General features: G+C 54.4%; 19 protein-coding genes. 13 read left to right on the top strand and 6 right to left on the bottom strand.

Going from position 1 to position 15077, the window contains the following annotated elements; translation table 11 throughout:
* Positions 1-2 precede the first annotated feature (2 nt).
* A complete protein-coding gene (gene kdsD / locus CDA56_RS12125) occupies positions 3-1007 on the bottom strand; it encodes an arabinose-5-phosphate isomerase KdsD (protein ID WP_160741439.1) in 1005 nt (334 codons plus the stop codon).
* Positions 1004-1981 (bottom strand): calcium/sodium antiporter, encoded by a 978-nt coding sequence (locus CDA56_RS12120; protein ID WP_004854581.1) that lies wholly within the window; start codon positions 1979-1981, stop codon positions 1004-1006. The genes kdsD and CDA56_RS12120 overlap by 4 nt, the downstream gene beginning before the upstream one ends.
* A 209-nt stretch (positions 1982-2190) precedes the next feature.
* Between CDA56_RS12120 and mlaF the strand changes: the two genes are divergently transcribed.
* The 7 genes from mlaF to murA all read left to right on the top strand — a co-directional run bounded on the left by mlaF (position 2191) and on the right by murA (position 6997).
* Entirely contained in the window at positions 2191-3003 is an 813-nt protein-coding gene (gene mlaF / locus CDA56_RS12115; protein WP_004125691.1) for a phospholipid ABC transporter ATP-binding protein MlaF, read from the top strand.
* A gap of 7 nt (positions 3004-3010) precedes the next feature.
* Complete coding sequence (gene mlaE, locus CDA56_RS12110; RefSeq protein ID WP_004125690.1) at positions 3011-3793, top strand: lipid asymmetry maintenance ABC transporter permease subunit MlaE; 783 nt, start codon at positions 3011-3013, stop codon at positions 3791-3793.
* A 4-nt stretch (positions 3794-3797) separates the two neighbouring features.
* A complete protein-coding gene (gene mlaD / locus CDA56_RS12105) occupies positions 3798-4349 on the top strand; it encodes an outer membrane lipid asymmetry maintenance protein MlaD (RefSeq protein ID WP_014226983.1) in 552 nt (183 codons plus the stop codon).
* 18 nt (positions 4350-4367) lie between these two features.
* Positions 4368-5003: a phospholipid-binding protein MlaC gene (gene mlaC / locus CDA56_RS12100; RefSeq protein ID WP_004125682.1), complete on the top strand. Its 636-nt coding sequence runs from the start codon at positions 4368-4370 to the stop codon at positions 5001-5003.
* Positions 5003-5293 carry a lipid asymmetry maintenance protein MlaB gene (mlaB, locus tag CDA56_RS12095; protein WP_102803999.1) on the top strand — a complete coding sequence of 97 codons (291 nt, stop codon included), beginning with the start codon at positions 5003-5005 and terminating at the stop codon, positions 5291-5293. The genes mlaC and mlaB overlap by 1 nt, the downstream gene beginning before the upstream one ends.
* 135 nt (positions 5294-5428) lie before the next feature.
* Entirely contained in the window at positions 5429-5683 is a 255-nt protein-coding gene (ibaG, locus tag CDA56_RS12090) for a BolA family iron metabolism protein IbaG (RefSeq protein WP_004106141.1), read from the top strand.
* A 54-nt stretch (positions 5684-5737) separates the two neighbouring features.
* The gene (murA, locus tag CDA56_RS12085) at positions 5738-6997 is read left to right on the top strand and encodes a UDP-N-acetylglucosamine 1-carboxyvinyltransferase (protein ID WP_004854569.1); all 1260 of its coding nucleotides are present in this window, start codon (positions 5738-5740) and stop codon (positions 6995-6997) included.
* A 55-nt stretch (positions 6998-7052) separates the two neighbouring features.
* On the opposite strand, the gene sfsB is transcribed toward murA, so the two are convergent.
* Positions 7053-7325, bottom strand: coding sequence for a DNA-binding transcriptional regulator SfsB (gene sfsB / locus CDA56_RS12080; RefSeq protein ID WP_004854566.1), 273 nt, complete (start codon positions 7323-7325; stop codon positions 7053-7055).
* 197 nt (positions 7326-7522) lie between these two features.
* Positions 7523-8494 (bottom strand): octaprenyl diphosphate synthase, encoded by a 972-nt coding sequence (gene ispB, locus CDA56_RS12075; RefSeq protein ID WP_004854564.1) that lies wholly within the window; start codon positions 8492-8494, stop codon positions 7523-7525.
* Between the two features lie 260 nt (positions 8495-8754).
* Between ispB and rplU the strand changes: the two genes are divergently transcribed.
* The 4 genes from rplU to cgtA all read left to right on the top strand — a co-directional run bounded on the left by rplU (position 8755) and on the right by cgtA (position 11591).
* Positions 8755-9066, top strand: a complete 312-nt coding sequence (gene rplU / locus CDA56_RS12070) for a 50S ribosomal protein L21 (protein ID WP_004106123.1) — start codon at positions 8755-8757, stop codon at positions 9064-9066.
* A 19-nt stretch (positions 9067-9085) separates the two neighbouring features.
* A complete protein-coding gene (gene rpmA / locus CDA56_RS12065; protein WP_003861831.1) occupies positions 9086-9343 on the top strand; it encodes a 50S ribosomal protein L27 in 258 nt (85 codons plus the stop codon).
* A gap of 95 nt (positions 9344-9438) precedes the next feature.
* A complete protein-coding gene (locus CDA56_RS12060) occupies positions 9439-10422 on the top strand; it encodes a DMT family transporter (protein ID WP_104011366.1) in 984 nt (327 codons plus the stop codon).
* Positions 10419-11591, top strand: a complete 1173-nt coding sequence (gene cgtA, locus CDA56_RS12055) for an Obg family GTPase CgtA (protein ID WP_004125676.1) — start codon at positions 10419-10421, stop codon at positions 11589-11591. The genes CDA56_RS12060 and cgtA overlap by 4 nt, the downstream gene beginning before the upstream one ends.
* Positions 11592-11636: 45 nt before the next feature.
* Here the strand turns inward: cgtA and dacB are convergent, their stop codons facing one another.
* Positions 11637-13070 carry a serine-type D-Ala-D-Ala carboxypeptidase gene (gene dacB / locus CDA56_RS12050; RefSeq protein WP_103814289.1) on the bottom strand — a complete coding sequence of 478 codons (1434 nt, stop codon included), beginning with the start codon at positions 13068-13070 and terminating at the stop codon, positions 11637-11639.
* Between the two features lie 234 nt (positions 13071-13304).
* Between dacB and greA the strand changes: the two genes are divergently transcribed.
* Complete coding sequence (gene greA / locus CDA56_RS12045) at positions 13305-13781, top strand: transcription elongation factor GreA (protein WP_004854554.1); 477 nt, start codon at positions 13305-13307, stop codon at positions 13779-13781.
* Positions 13782-13933: 152 nt separating this feature from the next.
* Here greA and yhbY read toward each other — a convergent pair whose 3' ends face one another.
* Positions 13934-14227 (bottom strand): ribosome assembly RNA-binding protein YhbY, encoded by a 294-nt coding sequence (gene yhbY / locus CDA56_RS12040; protein ID WP_004139797.1) that lies wholly within the window; start codon positions 14225-14227, stop codon positions 13934-13936.
* Between the two features lie 124 nt (positions 14228-14351).
* Between yhbY and rlmE the strand changes: the two genes are divergently transcribed.
* On the top strand, positions 14352-14981 hold the full coding sequence (gene rlmE / locus CDA56_RS12030) for a 23S rRNA (uridine(2552)-2'-O)-methyltransferase RlmE (protein ID WP_004106110.1): 630 nt from the start codon (positions 14352-14354) through the stop codon (positions 14979-14981).
* Positions 14982-15077: the final 96 nt, after the last annotated feature.

Genomic DNA, 15077 nt, shown 5'->3' with positions numbered 1-15077 from the left:
ACTTACACTACGCCCGCGCGCAGGAGATCGTGCATATGTATCACACCTACCAGACGGTCGCCATCAGCAACCAGCACGCAGGTGATATGACGGGACTGCATCAGGTTCAGCGCATCAACGGCCAGCGTGCCGGGACGGATGCGGATTCCGCCTCGCGTCATCACTTCGGCAATACTGGCGTTACGCATATCAATGCCGGTATCAAATACGCGGCGCAGATCGCCATCGGTGAAGATGCCGATGATATTCATTTCATCATCGCAAATGGCGGTCATGCCTAAATTTTTGCGCGTGATTTCCAGCAACGCATCGCGGAGCGTGGCCTCCAGGCCAACGTGCGGAATTTCATCGCCGGTGTGCATGATATCATTGACCCGCAGCAGTAGCTTACGGCCCAGAGCGCCGCCAGGGTGCGATAGCGCAAAATCTTCAGCGGTAAAACCGCGGGCTTCCAGCAGCGCTACGGCAAGGGCATCGCCCATGACCAGCGCGGCGGTGGTGCTTGACGTGGGGGCCAGCCCTAACGGGCAGGCCTCTTTGGGCACCTTCACGCACAGGTGAATATCCGCCGCGCGCGCCATACTGCTTTCCGGTCGGCTGGTGATACAAATCAGCGCCACCTGCTGGCGCTTAAGCACCGGAATCAGGGCGAGGATTTCATTTGACTCGCCCGAGTTGGATAGCGCGATCACCACGTCGCATGGAGTTACCATGCCTAAATCGCCGTGCGCGGCCTCACCGGGATGAACGAAGAAAGATGACGTTCCGGTACTGGCGAAAGTGGCTGCCATTTTTCGCCCGATATGGCCGGATTTCCCCATTCCCATCACCACAACTTTACCGGTACAGCGGAAAATGGTCTCACAGGCACGGGTAAAATCTTCATTAATGTATTGATCGAGCTGGGCCAGACCTTCACGTTCAATGTCCAGAACCTCGCGGCCTGCCCGTTGAAAGTCAAAATCCGCTGGCAAATCTATTTGCGACATAATGTTATCCCGAATCATTCAACGAAGAGCGGCGCTGTCCAGTACAGCATCGCTAACCAAAGCACAAAACCACCCAGCAGCAGGGCACCGGCAAGGCGACCGGGCTGCTGCTTACGGCGCCAGCACAGCGCGGCGAAGATCAGGCTGACCAGCAGCATGACGCCATAATCGCGGGTAAAGGCCTCGGCGGCAAAGGTGCCTGGCGCAATCAGCGCGGGGAGCCCGAGGACCAGTACAATATTAAGAATATTAGCGCCAATGATATTGCCGATAGCGATGTCATTTTCGCCTTTTCGCGCTCCGGCGATGGCCGTGGCCAGCTCGGGCAGGCTGGTGCCGATAGCGACGACCGTTAAGCCGACGGTCAGTTCGCTGATAGCAAAAAAGTTTGCCAGCACCGTGGCGTTATCGACCACCATCCGCGTAGCCATCGGCATCACAATCATCGCGACGCCCAACCAGAGCAGCGCGACGGGAAGCGAGCCTTCTCGCGGCAGCTCCGCCAGCTGTTCACGGGTCAGGCTGTCGTTACCCTGGCGTTCCGCAAGGCGGGCAATTTTAAGGGTAAACAGCAGCCACAGAATGGCCAGCGCCAGCAAAAAAAGGCCGTCTATCCGCGTAAGCTGGCCGTCGTACAGCACAAATCCTGCCAGTAAACTAACCAGCAACATTAACGGCAATTCGCGGCGCAGGATATCAGAATGCACGGTAAAAGGTTGAAACAGCGCGGTGAGGCCGAGGATCAGCAGGATATTGGTGATATTCGATCCGAGAGCGGTGCCGATCGCCAGATCGGTTTGCCCATGCAGGGAAGCGGCGGCGGAAACAATCACTTCCGGCAAACTGGTACCGATGCTGACTACCGTCATGCCAATAATCAGGGGAGGGATCCCCAGCATACGGCAGAGTATTGAAGCGGCGTAGACCAGACGATCGGCGCTGTAGACAACCAGCAATAAACCAATAATTAACAGAGCCGTCGCTAAGAGCATCTAAAGTCCTTTCTTCAGGTATAATCGTCGCCTCGCTGGCCGTCCGTAGGCAGCGTAACGAATTCTTAATTTTGACTTTATGTGTGCCAAAAGTAAAACAAATGCCAGCTTTCGCTAACCCGGGCGGGTAAGATTCTGTAAAAATGTTGGGTTTGTGGTGAAAGAAAGCGCCATGCTTAGCCCGACGGGTGTCTAGTAAGGATGATTTTATGAGCCAGAGTTCGGCGAATCTAGTCGAAGTGCGCGGTATTCGCTTCTCGAGGGGCGATCGCGTGATCTTCGATGATATCTCGCTATCGGTACCCCGCGGCAAGATCACCGCGATAATGGGGCCATCAGGGATCGGCAAAACCACCCTGTTACGTCTCATCGGCGGTCAGATCCCGCCCGATAAAGGCGAAATCCTGTTTGATGGTGAAAACGTACCGCAGATGTCGCGTTCGCGCCTGTATACCGTCCGCAAGCGCATGAGCATGCTGTTTCAGTCCGGCGCGCTGTTCACCGATCTGAATGTGTTCGATAACGTCGCTTATCCGCTGCGCGAGCATACGCGTTTGCCGGAAGCGCTGCTGCACACCACGGTGATGATGAAGCTGGAAGCCGTTGGGCTACGCGGAGCCGCGAAGCTGATGCCTTCTGAGCTTTCCGGCGGCATGGCGCGCCGTGCCGCCCTGGCGAGGGCGATTGCGCTCGAACCTGATTTAATCATGTTCGATGAGCCCTTTGTCGGGCAGGACCCCATTACGATGGGGGTGCTGGTGAAGCTGATTTCTGAACTCAATAGCACCCTGGGTGTCACCTGTATCGTGGTTTCGCATGATGTGCCGGAGGTGCTCAGCATCGCGGACTTTGCATATATCGTGGCGGACAAAAAGGTCGTAGCGCATGGGAGCGCGCAGTCGCTGCGTGAAAATGCCGATCCTCGGGTTCGTCAGTTCATTGATGGTATCGCCGACGGCCCGGTGCCGTTCCGCTATCCGGCGGGTGATTATCATCATGATTTATTGGGCAAAGGGAGTTAAGCGACTCATGTTGTTAAATGCGCTAGCCGCGCTTGGGCATCGCGGTATAAAAACTATCGCGACGTTCGGGCGTGCTGGATTAATGCTCTTCAACGCGGTTGTGGGCAAGCCTGAGTTTCGCAAGCATGCGCCGCTGCTGGTGCGTCAGCTGTACAACGTTGGCGTGCTATCGATGCTGATCATCATTGTATCGGGGCTGTTTATCGGTATGGTGCTGGGTCTGCAGGGCTATCTGGTGTTGACCACCTATAGCGCCGAAACCAGTCTGGGCATGCTGGTGGCGCTATCGCTGCTGCGTGAGCTGGGGCCGGTGGTCGCCGCGCTGCTGTTTGCCGGGCGTGCCGGCTCGGCGCTGACTGCTGAAATTGGCCTGATGCGCGCAACGGAGCAGCTCTCCAGTATGGAGATGATGGCGGTCGACCCGCTTCGCCGCGTGATCTCTCCGCGCTTCTGGGCGGGGGTGATTTCACTGCCGTTGTTAACGATTATTTTTGTGGCGGTCGGCGTTTGGGGCGGCTCGCTGGTCGGTGTCAGCTGGAAGGGCATCGATGGCGGATTCTTCTGGAGCGCGATGCAAAACGCCGTTGACTGGCGGATGGATCTGGTTAACTGCCTGATTAAGAGCCTGGTTTTCGCCATTACGGTAACATGGATCGCGTTATTTAACGGTTATGACGCTATCCCCACTTCCGCCGGGATTAGCCGGGCGACGACGCGTACCGTGGTGCATGCGTCGCTGGCGGTTCTGGGGCTGGATTTTGTGCTGACTGCGCTGATGTTTGGGAATTGAGTTCATGCAAACGAGAAAAAATGAAATCTGGGTAGGGGTGTTTTTACTGGTTGCGCTGCTGGCCGCGCTGTTTGTCTGCCTGAAGGCGGCAAACGTAACCTCTTTACGTACCGAACCGACTTATCGGCTCTATGCCACTTTTGACAATATCGGCGGTCTCAAAGCGCGCTCTCCGGTGCGGATTGGCGGCGTTGTCGTTGGACGCGTGGCGGATATTACGCTCGATCCTAAGACCTACCTGCCTCGCGTCGCGCTCGATATTGATGAGCGCTACAACCATATTCCGGATACCAGCTCGCTGGCGATCCGAACTTCCGGTCTGCTGGGCGAACAGTACCTGGCGATGAATATCGGGTTTGAAGATCCTGAGCTGGGAACCACTATCCTTAAAGATGGCGGTACCATTCAGGACACCAAATCCGCAATGGTGCTGGAAGATTTGATAGGCCAGTTCCTTTATAACAGTAAAGGTAGCGACAATAAGAATTCTGGCGATGAACAGGCTGCTGGAGAGAGTCATACTGACGCTACGCCGCCAGCCGGCACGACGCACTAATTTCAGGAGAGTTAAGATATGTTTAAACGCTTACTAATGGTCGCCATGCTGGTGATTGCCCCCTTGACTGCGGCCACCGCCGCGGATCAGTCCAATCCGTACAAGCTGATGGACGAAGCGGCGCAGAAAACCTTCGATCGCCTCAAGAACGAGCAGCCGAAGATTCAGGCCAACCCGAACTACCTGCGCGATATCGTCGATCAGGAACTGCTGCCCTATGTTCAGGTGAAATACGCCGGCGCGCTGGTGTTAGGTCGTTATTACAAAGAAGCGACCCCGGCGCAGCGTGAAGCCTATTTTGCCGCCTTCCGCGAATATCTGAAGCAGGCCTATGGCCAGGCGCTGGCGATGTATCACGGTCAGACCTATCAGATTGCCCCTGAGCAGCCTTTGGGCAGCGCGACCATTGTTCCTATCCGCGTCACCATCCTTGATCCGAATGGCCGTCCGCCGGTGCGCCTGGATTTCCAGTGGCGTAAAAATACCCAGACCGGTAACTGGCAGGCGTACGACATGATTGCGGAAGGGGTGAGCATGATCACCACTAAACAAAACGAGTGGAGCGATCTGCTGCGTACTAAAGGCGTTGATGGTCTGACGGCGCAGCTGAAGGCAAGCTCCGCGCAGCCGATTACGCTGGAACAGAAAAAATAATGACCGGGCAGCTGAGCTGGGCTCGCGATGGTGAGACGCTGGCGCTGCGCGGAGAGCTGGACCAGGATCTTCTGGTCCCGCTGTGGGAAGCGCGCGCGCAGGCGACGGATGGCGTGTCTTCCATCGACCTGAGCGCCGTGACCCGCGTGGATACCGCCGGGCTGGCGCTATTAGTGCATTTTATCGCACTGATTCGTCGGCAGGGTGGGGAGGCTAAATTGACCGGGCAGAGTGAAAATCTGCAAACCCTGGTCAGGTTGTATAACCTTCCTGCTGATATGATCCCATAACTTTTTCAGTGCCTTAGTGCTGAAGCTATTCTGAAAGCCCCATCAAACTTTTCGATGGGGCTTTTTGCTTGTTTAAGACGGCGCCACTTTCCTCTAAGATGTTGGGCTGTTTTCACTATCAGATAAATGTAGCCCATGGAAAATCATGAAATTCAGACCGTGCTGATGAACGCACTCTCCCTTCAGGAAGTCCACGTCTCTGGCGATGGCAGCCACTTTCAGGTTATTGCTGTGGGTGAGATGTTCGACGGCATGAGTCGGGTCAAGAAGCAACAGGCTATCTATGCCCCGCTGATGGAATATATTGCCGATAACCGCATCCATGCTCTGTCGATTAAAGCGTTTACTCCGCAGGAGTGGGCGCGAGACCGCAAACTTAATGGCTTATAAGCTGTGGGGATGTTCCCCGCAGCGTATGTGAATTCTTAACAGAGAACAGAATCAATGGATAAATTCCGTGTTCAGGGGCCAACTCGTCTTCAGGGCGAGGTCACCATTTCCGGCGCGAAAAACGCCGCCCTGCCAATCCTCTTTGCCGCGCTATTAGCCGAAGAGCCGATTGAGATCCAAAACGTACCGAAGCTGAAAGACATCGATACCACCATGAAACTGCTGAGCCAGCTGGGCGCGAACGTTAAGCGCAACGGCTCCGTATGGATCGATGCCGGCCCGGTCGACGTTTTCTGTGCTCCGTATGACCTCGTCAAAACCATGCGCGCGTCTATTTGGGCGCTGGGACCGCTGGTGGCGCGTTTTGGCCAGGGGCAGGTTTCTCTTCCCGGTGGCTGCGCCATCGGCGCGCGCCCCGTTGATTTACACATTACCGGCCTTGAGCAGCTGGGTGCGGAAATCAAGCTGGAAGAAGGTTATGTCAAGGCGTCGGTTAATGGACGTCTGAAAGGCGCGCATATTGTGATGGATAAGGTCAGCGTTGGCGCTACCGTGACCATCATGAGCGCTGCGACGCTGGCGGAAGGTACGACCGTTATCGAAAACGCCGCGCGCGAGCCGGAAATTGTCGATACCGCGAACTTTCTCAACACGCTGGGTGCGAAGATCAAAGGTCAGGGTACCGATCGCATCACCATCGAAGGCGTAGCGCGCCTCGGCGGCGGCGTCTACCGCGTTCTGCCGGATCGTATTGAAACCGGGACGTTCCTGGTGGCGGCGGCGATTTCTGGCGGTAAGATCCTGTGCCGCAATGCCCAGCCGGATACCCTTGATGCGGTTCTGGCCAAGCTACGCGACGCCGGTGCGGATATCGAAACGGGCGAAGACTGGATTAGCCTGGACATGCACGGCAATCGTCCGAAGGCCGTCAACGTGCGTACTGCCCCACACCCAGGCTTCCCGACCGACATGCAGGCTCAGTTCACCTTGCTGAATCTGGTTGCCGAGGGCACCGGCGTGATCACCGAGACGATCTTCGAAAACCGTTTCATGCATATCCCGGAACTGATCCGTATGGGCGCGCATGCGGAAATCGAGAGCAATACGGCGATTTGCCACGGCGTGAAGCAGCTTTCTGGCGCCCAGGTGATGGCGACGGATCTGCGTGCGTCAGCCAGCCTGGTACTGGCGGGCTGTATTGCGGAAGGTACGACGATTGTCGATCGTATTTACCACATTGACCGTGGCTACGAACGTATCGAAGACAAGCTTCAGGCGCTTGGTGCGAATATCGAACGCGTCAAAGGCGAATAAGCCGTAGCAGCAGCCCTCTGACGTTTGTCCGGGGGCTGTTGTCTGCAACCTCGCTTTACTTGTTGTTCTTCCTTGGGCGCATCATTTGCGTTCTGTCGATAAACTGATGGGTATGGGGATCGTGATAGCGCGATGGCCATATTACCCACGGATCGGTTTCCAGCGCGTTAGCAATAATCAGCTCGCCCTTGGGCCAGGGCCGGGTCAGCGCATTGGCGAGCGTTGAAGAACTTAAACCATTACGCCGCGATTCAGCTGCCAGCGACGTCCCTTTTTTGCGTAATCCGGCAATAATATCCGCCGGATGCCAGTCGATGAACTTATCCATAAATTCTCCTGGTAATAAACATGCCTGGCGTCCTTAATGGACGACAAAATGACTATACCGTGGGTTCCAGTAATGTTCTAACAAGTTCTTTTAATGGGTTTGATATTAGGAATATATCAAGGTATACGGCTGGTTCTTGGTTTTTTGACGCTTACTGGAACTTTCCCGCGGTTTGCGCGGGAAAGCAAGAGGAGGGGTTAGTGATCGCGTTGCACAGCGATGTGGGCAAGACCGATTAGCGCTTCACGCCACGGAGAATCGGGAAGGACCTGAAGCGCGGCAATCGCTTTATCAGCCTCTTCCTCCGCGCGTTTTTGGGTCCATTCCAGCGAGCCGCAGGTTGCCATCGTTTCCAGTACGGCGTCGAGAAGATGACGGCCATTACCCTGCTCAATCGCCCCACGGATCATGGCGGACTGCTCTGCGTTGCCGTGTTGCATAGCATGCAGCAGCGGAAGGGTGGGTTTGCCTTCATTCAGATCGTCACCGACGTTTTTACCCAGACGCTCACCGTCTGAACTGTAGTCAAGCAGATCGTCGATCAGCTGGAAAGCGGTACCCAGATAGCGTCCGTAATCCTGTAACGCTTTCTCTTGTTCCGCGCTGCAGTCGGCCAGAATGCCGGAGCACTGGGCTGCGGCTTCAAACAAACGTGCGGTCTTGCTGTAAATGACCCGCATGTAGTTTTCTTCAGTGATATCCGGGTCGTTAACGTTCATCAACTGCAGGACTTCGCCTTCGGCAATGACGTTAACGGCTTCCGACATCACTTCCAGCACTCTCAATGACCCAAGGCTGGTCATCATCTGAAAGGCGCGGGTGTAGATAAAATCACCGACCAGCACGCTAGCCGCATTGCCAAAAGCGGCGTTTGCGGTGGCTTTTCCCCGGCGCATATCAGACTCATCGACGACATCATCATGCAGCAGGGTGGCGGTATGGATAAATTCGATCAGCGCGGCAATGGCGACGTGAGCGTTTCCCTGATATCCAACGGCACGCGCGGCCAGTACGGCAATCATCGGGCGAATGCGTTTACCGCCTCCGCTAACAATGTAATAGCCTAACTGATTGATAAGCTGAACATCAGAGTCGAGTTGCTCAAGAATTGTCGCATTGACGCCCGCCATATCCTGCGCGGTTAACTCATTGATTTTTTCTAAATTCATCGCAAAAGCCGGGCCAAATGTCCTGTTACCGCGTATCCGAATGGGATCACAGAAGGATTAAGATAGAATTAAAAGAAGCTATGATTGTACTGAAAAATTGCCGTAGTTAAACGCTGGAGTGAAAGTTGTGTTTTTTTTCTGCGTTGATCGCTGATCGCTCTTGTCAAAGGCTCGCGTTTTGCGTAATATTCGCGCCCTATTGTGAATATTTATAGCGCACTCTGAATCATACGAAGAGGTGCGCGGAAGCGGAGTTTTATATGTACGCGGTTTTCCAAAGTGGTGGTAAACAACACCGAGTAAGCGAAGGTCAAACCATTCGCCTGGAAAAGCTGGACATCGCAACTGGCGAAGCTGTTGAGTTCGCAGAAGTGCTGATGATCGCAAACGGTGAAGAAATTAAAATCGGCGTTCCTTTCGTTGAGGGCGGCGTAATCAAAGCTGAAGTTGTTGCACACGGTCGTGGCGAGAAAGTTAAAATCGTTAAGTTTCGTCGTCGTAAACACTACCGTAAGCAGCAGGGCCATCGTCAGTGGTTCACTGATGTGAAAATTACTGGCATCAGCGCCTAAGACCTGAGGAGAGATTTAAATGGCACATAAAAAGGCTGGCGGCTCAACTCGTAACGGTCGCGATTCAGAAGCTAAACGCCTGGGCGTTAAGCGTTTCGGTGGCGAATCCGTTCTGGCGGGTAGCATCATCGTTCGTCAACGTGGTACCAAATTCCACGCTGGCACTAACGTAGGTTGCGGTCGTGACCACACTCTGTTTGCTAAAGCAGACGGTAAAGTGAAATTCGAAGTTAAAGGCCCGAACAACCGTAAATACATCAGCATCGTTGCTGAGTAAGTTTTTCGTGGTCCGGTAACGGATTAAAGCCCCGCAACGTGTTGCGGGGCTTTTTACATTGAAACCCCGGAAAATTTTCTGCAGGGAAAACGGGCATGAAGCAGCAGGCCGGCATCGGCATTATTTTAGCGCTCACCACGGCGATGTGCTGGGGTGCCCTGCCGATAGCAATGAAGCAGGTTCTTGAAGTGATGGAACCGCCGACGGTGGTGTTTTACCGCTTTTTGATGGCAAGTTTTGGTCTTGGCGCTATCCTCGCCATGAAAAGAAAGCTGCCCCCGCTGCGGATTTTTCGCAAGCCGCGGTGGTTGGTACTGCTGGTTATTGCGACAGCGGGTTTGTTCGGTAACTTCATTCTGTTTAGTTCTTCCTTGCAATATCTCAGCCCCACCGCTTCCCAGGTGATTGGCCAGCTGTCTCCGGTCGGCATGATGGTGGCCAGCGTTTTTGTCCTTAAAGAGAAAATGCGCGGCACTCAGGTTGTGGGAGCGCTGATGCTGGTGAGCGGTCTGGTGATGTTTTTTAACACCAGCCTGATCGAGATTTTTACCCGCCTGACGGACTACACGTGGGGGGTAATTTTCGGCGTAGGTGCGGCGACGGTGTGGGTGTGCTACGGCGTCGCGCAAAAGGTGTTATTGCGCCGTCTGGCATCACAGCAAATCCTTTTTTTGCTGTACACTTTATGTACGATATCGCTATTGCCATTAGCGAAGCCTTCGCAGGTGCTGGCATTAAGCGACTGGCAGCTGGCCTGTCTGGTTTTTTGCGGGCTCAATACCCTGGTCGGCTACGGCGCTCTGGCGGAAGCAATGGCGCGCTGGCAGGCGGCGCAGGTGAGCGCGTTGATTACCTTAACGCCGCTGTTTACGCTGCTGTTTTCAGATTTATTATCACTGGCCTGGCCCGACGTTTTCGCCAGACCGCTGTTGAACCTGATGGGTTATCTCGGTGCGTTTGTCGTGGTTGCGGGCGCGATGTATTCCGCCGTCGGTCATCGTCTTTGGGGACGATGGCGTAAGCGAGAAGCGGTTGTGCCGCTCCCCGCTCAGGCGAATGATTTACGGAGAGTAAAATGAAGTTTGTTGATGAAGCAACGATCCTGGTCGTAGCAGGCGATGGCGGCAATGGTTGCGTTAGCTTCCGCCGCGAAAAATATATCCCGAGAGGCGGCCCGGACGGCGGTGACGGCGGTGACGGCGGCGACGTCTGGCTTGAGGCGGACGAAAACCTCAACACCCTGATCGACTACCGTTTTGAGAAGTCTTTCCGCGCTGAGCGCGGGCAGAACGGTCAGAGCCGTGACTGTACCGGTAAACGCGGTAAAGACGTAACGGTGAAGGTACCGGTAGGGACTCGCGTCATCGATCAGGGCACCGGCGAGACGATGGGTGATATGACCAAGCACGGTCAGCGCCTGATGGTCGCCAAAGGCGGCTGGCACGGTCTGGGTAACACCCGTTTCAAATCGTCCGTTAACCGTACTCCACGTCAAAAGACGATGGGGACGCCGGGCGATAAGCGCGATCTGCAGCTGGAGCTGATGCTGCTGGCGGACGTCGGCATGCTGGGAATGCCGAATGCGGGTAAATCGACCTTTATTCGTGCCGTTTCCGCGGCGAAGCCTAAAGTCGCTGACTATCCGTTTACTACGCTGGTGCCGAGCCTCGGCGTGGTGCGTATGGACAACGAGAAGAGCTTCGTGGTGGCGGATATCCCGGGGCTGATTGAAGGCGCCGCTGAAGGCGCGGGTCTCGGTATTCGCTTCCTGAAGCACCTGGAGCGCTGCCGCGTGCTGCTGCATCTCATCGATATCGAGCCGATTGATGGTTCCGATCCGGTGGAGAACGCGCGGATTATTATCGGTGAGCTGGAAAAATACAGTGAGAAACTGGCTTCTAAGCCGCGCTGGCTGGTCTTTAACAAGATTGACCTGATGGACAAAGCTGAGGCGGAAGCGAAAGCGAAAGCTATCGCGCAGGCGCTGGGCTGGGAAGATAAGTTCTACCTGATTTCGGCGGCCAGCCAGCAGGGCGTAAAAGACCTGTGCTGGGACGTGATGACCTTTATCATCGAAAACCCGATTGTGCATGCGGAAGAAGCGAAGCCTGCCGAAAAAGTCGAGTTTATGTGGGACGACTATCACCGCCAGCAGCTTGAAGAAGCTGAAGTGGAAGATGATGAAGACTGGGATGATGATTGGGATGAAGACGACGAAGAAGGCGTTGAATTCATCTACAAACGTTAATCCTGAACAAACGAAAAGGGCCGCCAATGATGCGGCCCTTTTGCTTTAGTTGTTCTGATAGAGGTCTTTGTACAATCGGCTTTCGAACCGCACCAGTGGAATGCGGCGATTACGCTGGTCGGCCGGAGGCACCGCGTAGCCAGAAAGGTATTGCACGAACGCCATCTTCTGCCCGCTGGCCGTCGTGATGAAACCGGCCAGGTTATACACCCCCTGCAGTGAACCCGTTTTCGCCGAGACTTTGCCATCGACACCCGCCTGATGCAGGCCTGCGCGGTACTGCAGAGAACCATCATGGCCGGCCAGAGGCAGCATCGAGATAAAGTTGAGTTCATGATCGTGCTGGGCGATGTACTGCAGCACCTGCATCATCGTCGCGGGTGCGATGAGGTTATGGCGCGACAGACCTGAGCCATCGGCAATGATGGTATTCCCGAGATCGACGCCGGCCTGCTGACGTAAGATCTGCCGTACCGCATCGGAACCGGCTCGCCAGGTACCCGGTACGTTGAAGCGAGCGTGCCCAATGGTGCGGAATACCGTATCGGCGATCATGTTGTCCGATTTTTTCAGCATAATACGCAGCAGATCGTGCAGCGGCGCAGATTGTGTACTTGCCAGGACGGTACCCGGATCGTTTGCCAGCGTCTGGCGCAGCAGCGTGCCGCTCCAGGTGATGTCGGCGTCGGTCAGCTCAGCTTTCAGAATCGCACCGGCGTAGCTGGCGCCATCCTGAATGGCAAAAGCCAGCGGCAGCGGCTCGCTGCGCTGCGGCAGACAGCCGGTCAGGGTGTAACGGTTCAGATCGCCGGGAACCACGTCAAGCTCACAGTACTGCGCTTCAGAAGAGCCCCGGGGCAGCGTACGCACCTGGCTGAACATGGTCACCGGGTAGTAAGACGCCACGCGAATAAACGCCAGATCGCCCGGCTTTTGCGCGCTATAGAGCGAGATGGAGAAGCAGTTCCGATCGACAATCGCCGCCGCCGGCGGGGCGCTAAAGCACTGCGTCATATCGTTCCATGGCCAGCCAGGCGCTTTGTCATGGCTGGCGAAGATGGAGGTATCGATCAGCACATTACCTTCAATTCGCTGGACGCCTGCTTTCTTCAGCGTGGCCACCATATTACGAATATCCTGACGCCTGAGGGTAGGATCGCCGCCAAAGCGCGCAATGAGGTCGCCTTTCAGGACGCCGCCATCGAGGCTGCCTTTCGTTTCCAGCGTCGTGGTGAAGCGGAAGTCCGGACCCAGCTGCAGCAGCGCAGCAAGCGCGGTTATCACTTTTTGGGTGCTGGCGGGGAGCGCCATCTGCTGGCTATGGTAGTCTATCTCCGGCGTCGGGGATCCCACCTTCTGCGCCATAAAGGCAAGGTTTGCGCCCGCAGGAAGCTGATTGATGTACTCGTCAATATTCGCCGCCTGAGCGCTAAGCGCTATACCGGCAGTCAATCCGATGATAAATCTGGAAAATCGCATAATCTCGCGCTAACAACCTGAAACCAGTCCGTCATACTACGGTGCATCGCCCTGTAAAGTAAACGATGACCCATAGTGAACTTCAGGGTAAAATACGTATCAAATTGAAAATTGCTGCTGGCCTGGGGATGACTTTCCGGGTCGGTTTTCTTTTGCTCCGGCCCTGCTCAAGTCTTGACCGGCTGCGGAGCGGCGTTGTCTGCTCCATGAAGGAATGAAAAAGAGGTATAACAAATGCAAGCTATTCCGATGACCTTACGTGGCGCTGAAAAACTGCGCGAAGAACTGGATTTTCTGAAGTCCGTACGTCGTCCTGAAATCATCGCGGCCATCGCTGAGGCCCGCGAGCACGGCGATCTGAAAGAAAATGCTGAGTATCATGCTGCCCGTGAACAGCAGGGCTTCTGTGAAGGTCGCATTAAGGATATCGAAGCGAAGCTGTCGAACGCGCAGGTCATCGATATCACCAAAATGCCCAACAATGGCCGGGTGATTTTTGGTTCGACGGTCAGCGTTCTGAATCTCGATACGGATGAAGAGCAAACTTATCGTATCGTTGGCGATGACGAGGCCGATTTTAAGCAAAATCTGATTTCTGTAAACTCACCGATTGCACGTGGTTTAATCGGTAAAGAGCAGGACGATGTGGTGGTTATCCGTACACCGGGCGGGGAAGTCGAATTCGAAATTCTTAAGGTTGAGTACCTTTAATTCGAATTTAACGCTACGATGTTGATGGATTGTAAAGAAAGGAAAAAGGCCGCGTAGCGGCCTTTTATCAGCGTCCGGAGCATGGCATTTTGCTCGTCTACCCGCAGAAAACCCTCGATTTACACAAAGTTGTGTCGATAACCAGGATATTCTTAGCGTGGCAGCGAGATTTTACGCTCTTTAGTCGGGCGGTACAGAACCAGCGTTTTACCGATGACCTGTACATTACAGGCGCCGGTTTCGCGCACGATAGCTTCCACGATCAAGGTTTTAGTTTCGCGATCTTCCGAGGCGATCTTCACCTTGATAAGTTCATGGTGCTCTAACGCTTGTTCAATCTCGGCCAGTACCCCTTCGGTCAAACCATTGTTGCCAAGCATAACTACCGGCTTGAGCGGATGTGCCAGACCTTTCAGGTGCTGTTTTTGTTTAGTACTCAGATTCATCGTATTTTTTTGCTTACGTTGGGATTGAAAACGGTTCATTCTACCGCCATCTCCCATATATCGCCAAACTACCGCGTCGATTTTTACGTCGCGAAGTACGATGAACCCGAAATGGGAATGTTAAATGACAGGTAAAAAGCGTTCTGCCAGCTCAAGTCGTTGGCTTCAGGAACACTTTAGCGATAAATATGTTCAGCAGGCACAGAAAAAGGGGTTACGTTCCCGTGCCTGGTTTAAACTTGATGAAATACAGCAAAGTGACAAGATTTTTAAACCGGGGATGACGATAGTTGACCTCGGCGCTGCACCCGGTGGCTGGTCGCAATACGCGGTTACGCAGATCGGTAACAGCGGCCGCATCATTGCTTGCGATCTTTTACCTATGGATCCAATCGTTGGTGTGGACTTCCTTCAGGGCGACTTTCGTGATGAATTAGTCCTGAAAGCGTTACTTGAGCGTGTAGGTGACAGTAAAGTACAAGTTGTCATGTCCGATATGGCGCCAAATATGTGTGGAACACCGGCGGTGGATATTCCCCGGGCCATGTATCTGGTGGAACTGGCGCTTGGAATGGCTCGTGATGTATTAGCGCCAGGTGGTAGTTTTGTAGTGAAGGTGTTCCAGGGCGAAGGCTTCGATGAGTATCTAAGAGAGATTCGCTCCCTGTTTACGAAGGTCAAAGTTCGTAAGCCGGACTCTTCTCGCGCCCGTTCGCGTGAAGTGTATATTGTAGCGACCGGGCGTAAACCATAACCGGCAGATTTCAAACGAAAGTTTGAAAGACGCTGGATATAGAGTATCCTGACGCTGTTTTTAACACAGTTGTAATATGAGGTTAATCCCTTGAGT

The organism is Klebsiella michiganensis, assembly GCF_002925905.1.
Lineage (GTDB): Bacteria > Pseudomonadota > Gammaproteobacteria > Enterobacterales > Enterobacteriaceae > Klebsiella > Klebsiella michiganensis.
The sequence above is the reverse complement of the archived record's forward strand: the minus strand, read 5'-3'. Positions and strand labels throughout refer to the sequence as shown.

Coding starts and splice junctions, on each gene's coding strand:
- mlaD (WP_014226983.1), top strand. CDS start 3,798: ATGCAAACGAGAAAAAATGAAATCTGGGTAGGGGTGTTTTTACTGGTT.
- rpmA (WP_003861831.1), top strand. CDS start 9,086: ATGGCACATAAAAAGGCTGGCGGCTCAACTCGTAACGGTCGCGATTCA.
- ispB (WP_004854564.1), bottom strand. CDS start 8,494: ATGAATTTAGAAAAAATCAATGAGTTAACCGCGCAGGATATGGCGGGC.
- rplU (WP_004106123.1), top strand. CDS start 8,755: ATGTACGCGGTTTTCCAAAGTGGTGGTAAACAACACCGAGTAAGCGAA.
- CDA56_RS12120 (WP_004854581.1), bottom strand. CDS start 1,981: ATGCTCTTAGCGACGGCTCTGTTAATTATTGGTTTATTGCTGGTTGTC.
- mlaC (WP_004125682.1), top strand. CDS start 4,368: ATGTTTAAACGCTTACTAATGGTCGCCATGCTGGTGATTGCCCCCTTG.
- murA (WP_004854569.1), top strand. CDS start 5,738: ATGGATAAATTCCGTGTTCAGGGGCCAACTCGTCTTCAGGGCGAGGTC.
- cgtA (WP_004125676.1), top strand. CDS start 10,419: ATGAAGTTTGTTGATGAAGCAACGATCCTGGTCGTAGCAGGCGATGGC.
- ibaG (WP_004106141.1), top strand. CDS start 5,429: ATGGAAAATCATGAAATTCAGACCGTGCTGATGAACGCACTCTCCCTT.
- mlaE (WP_004125690.1), top strand. CDS start 3,011: ATGTTGTTAAATGCGCTAGCCGCGCTTGGGCATCGCGGTATAAAAACT.
- mlaB (WP_102803999.1), top strand. CDS start 5,003: ATGACCGGGCAGCTGAGCTGGGCTCGCGATGGTGAGACGCTGGCGCTG.
- rlmE (WP_004106110.1), top strand. CDS start 14,352: ATGACAGGTAAAAAGCGTTCTGCCAGCTCAAGTCGTTGGCTTCAGGAA.
- mlaF (WP_004125691.1), top strand. CDS start 2,191: ATGAGCCAGAGTTCGGCGAATCTAGTCGAAGTGCGCGGTATTCGCTTC.
- sfsB (WP_004854566.1), bottom strand. CDS start 7,325: ATGGATAAGTTCATCGACTGGCATCCGGCGGATATTATTGCCGGATTA.
- yhbY (WP_004139797.1), bottom strand. CDS start 14,227: ATGAATCTGAGTACTAAACAAAAACAGCACCTGAAAGGTCTGGCACAT.
- dacB (WP_103814289.1), bottom strand. CDS start 13,070: ATGCGATTTTCCAGATTTATCATCGGATTGACTGCCGGTATAGCGCTT.
- CDA56_RS12060 (WP_104011366.1), top strand. CDS start 9,439: ATGAAGCAGCAGGCCGGCATCGGCATTATTTTAGCGCTCACCACGGCG.
- greA (WP_004854554.1), top strand. CDS start 13,305: ATGCAAGCTATTCCGATGACCTTACGTGGCGCTGAAAAACTGCGCGAA.
- kdsD (WP_160741439.1), bottom strand. CDS start 1,007: ATGATTCGGGATAACATTATGTCGCAAATAGATTTGCCAGCGGATTTT.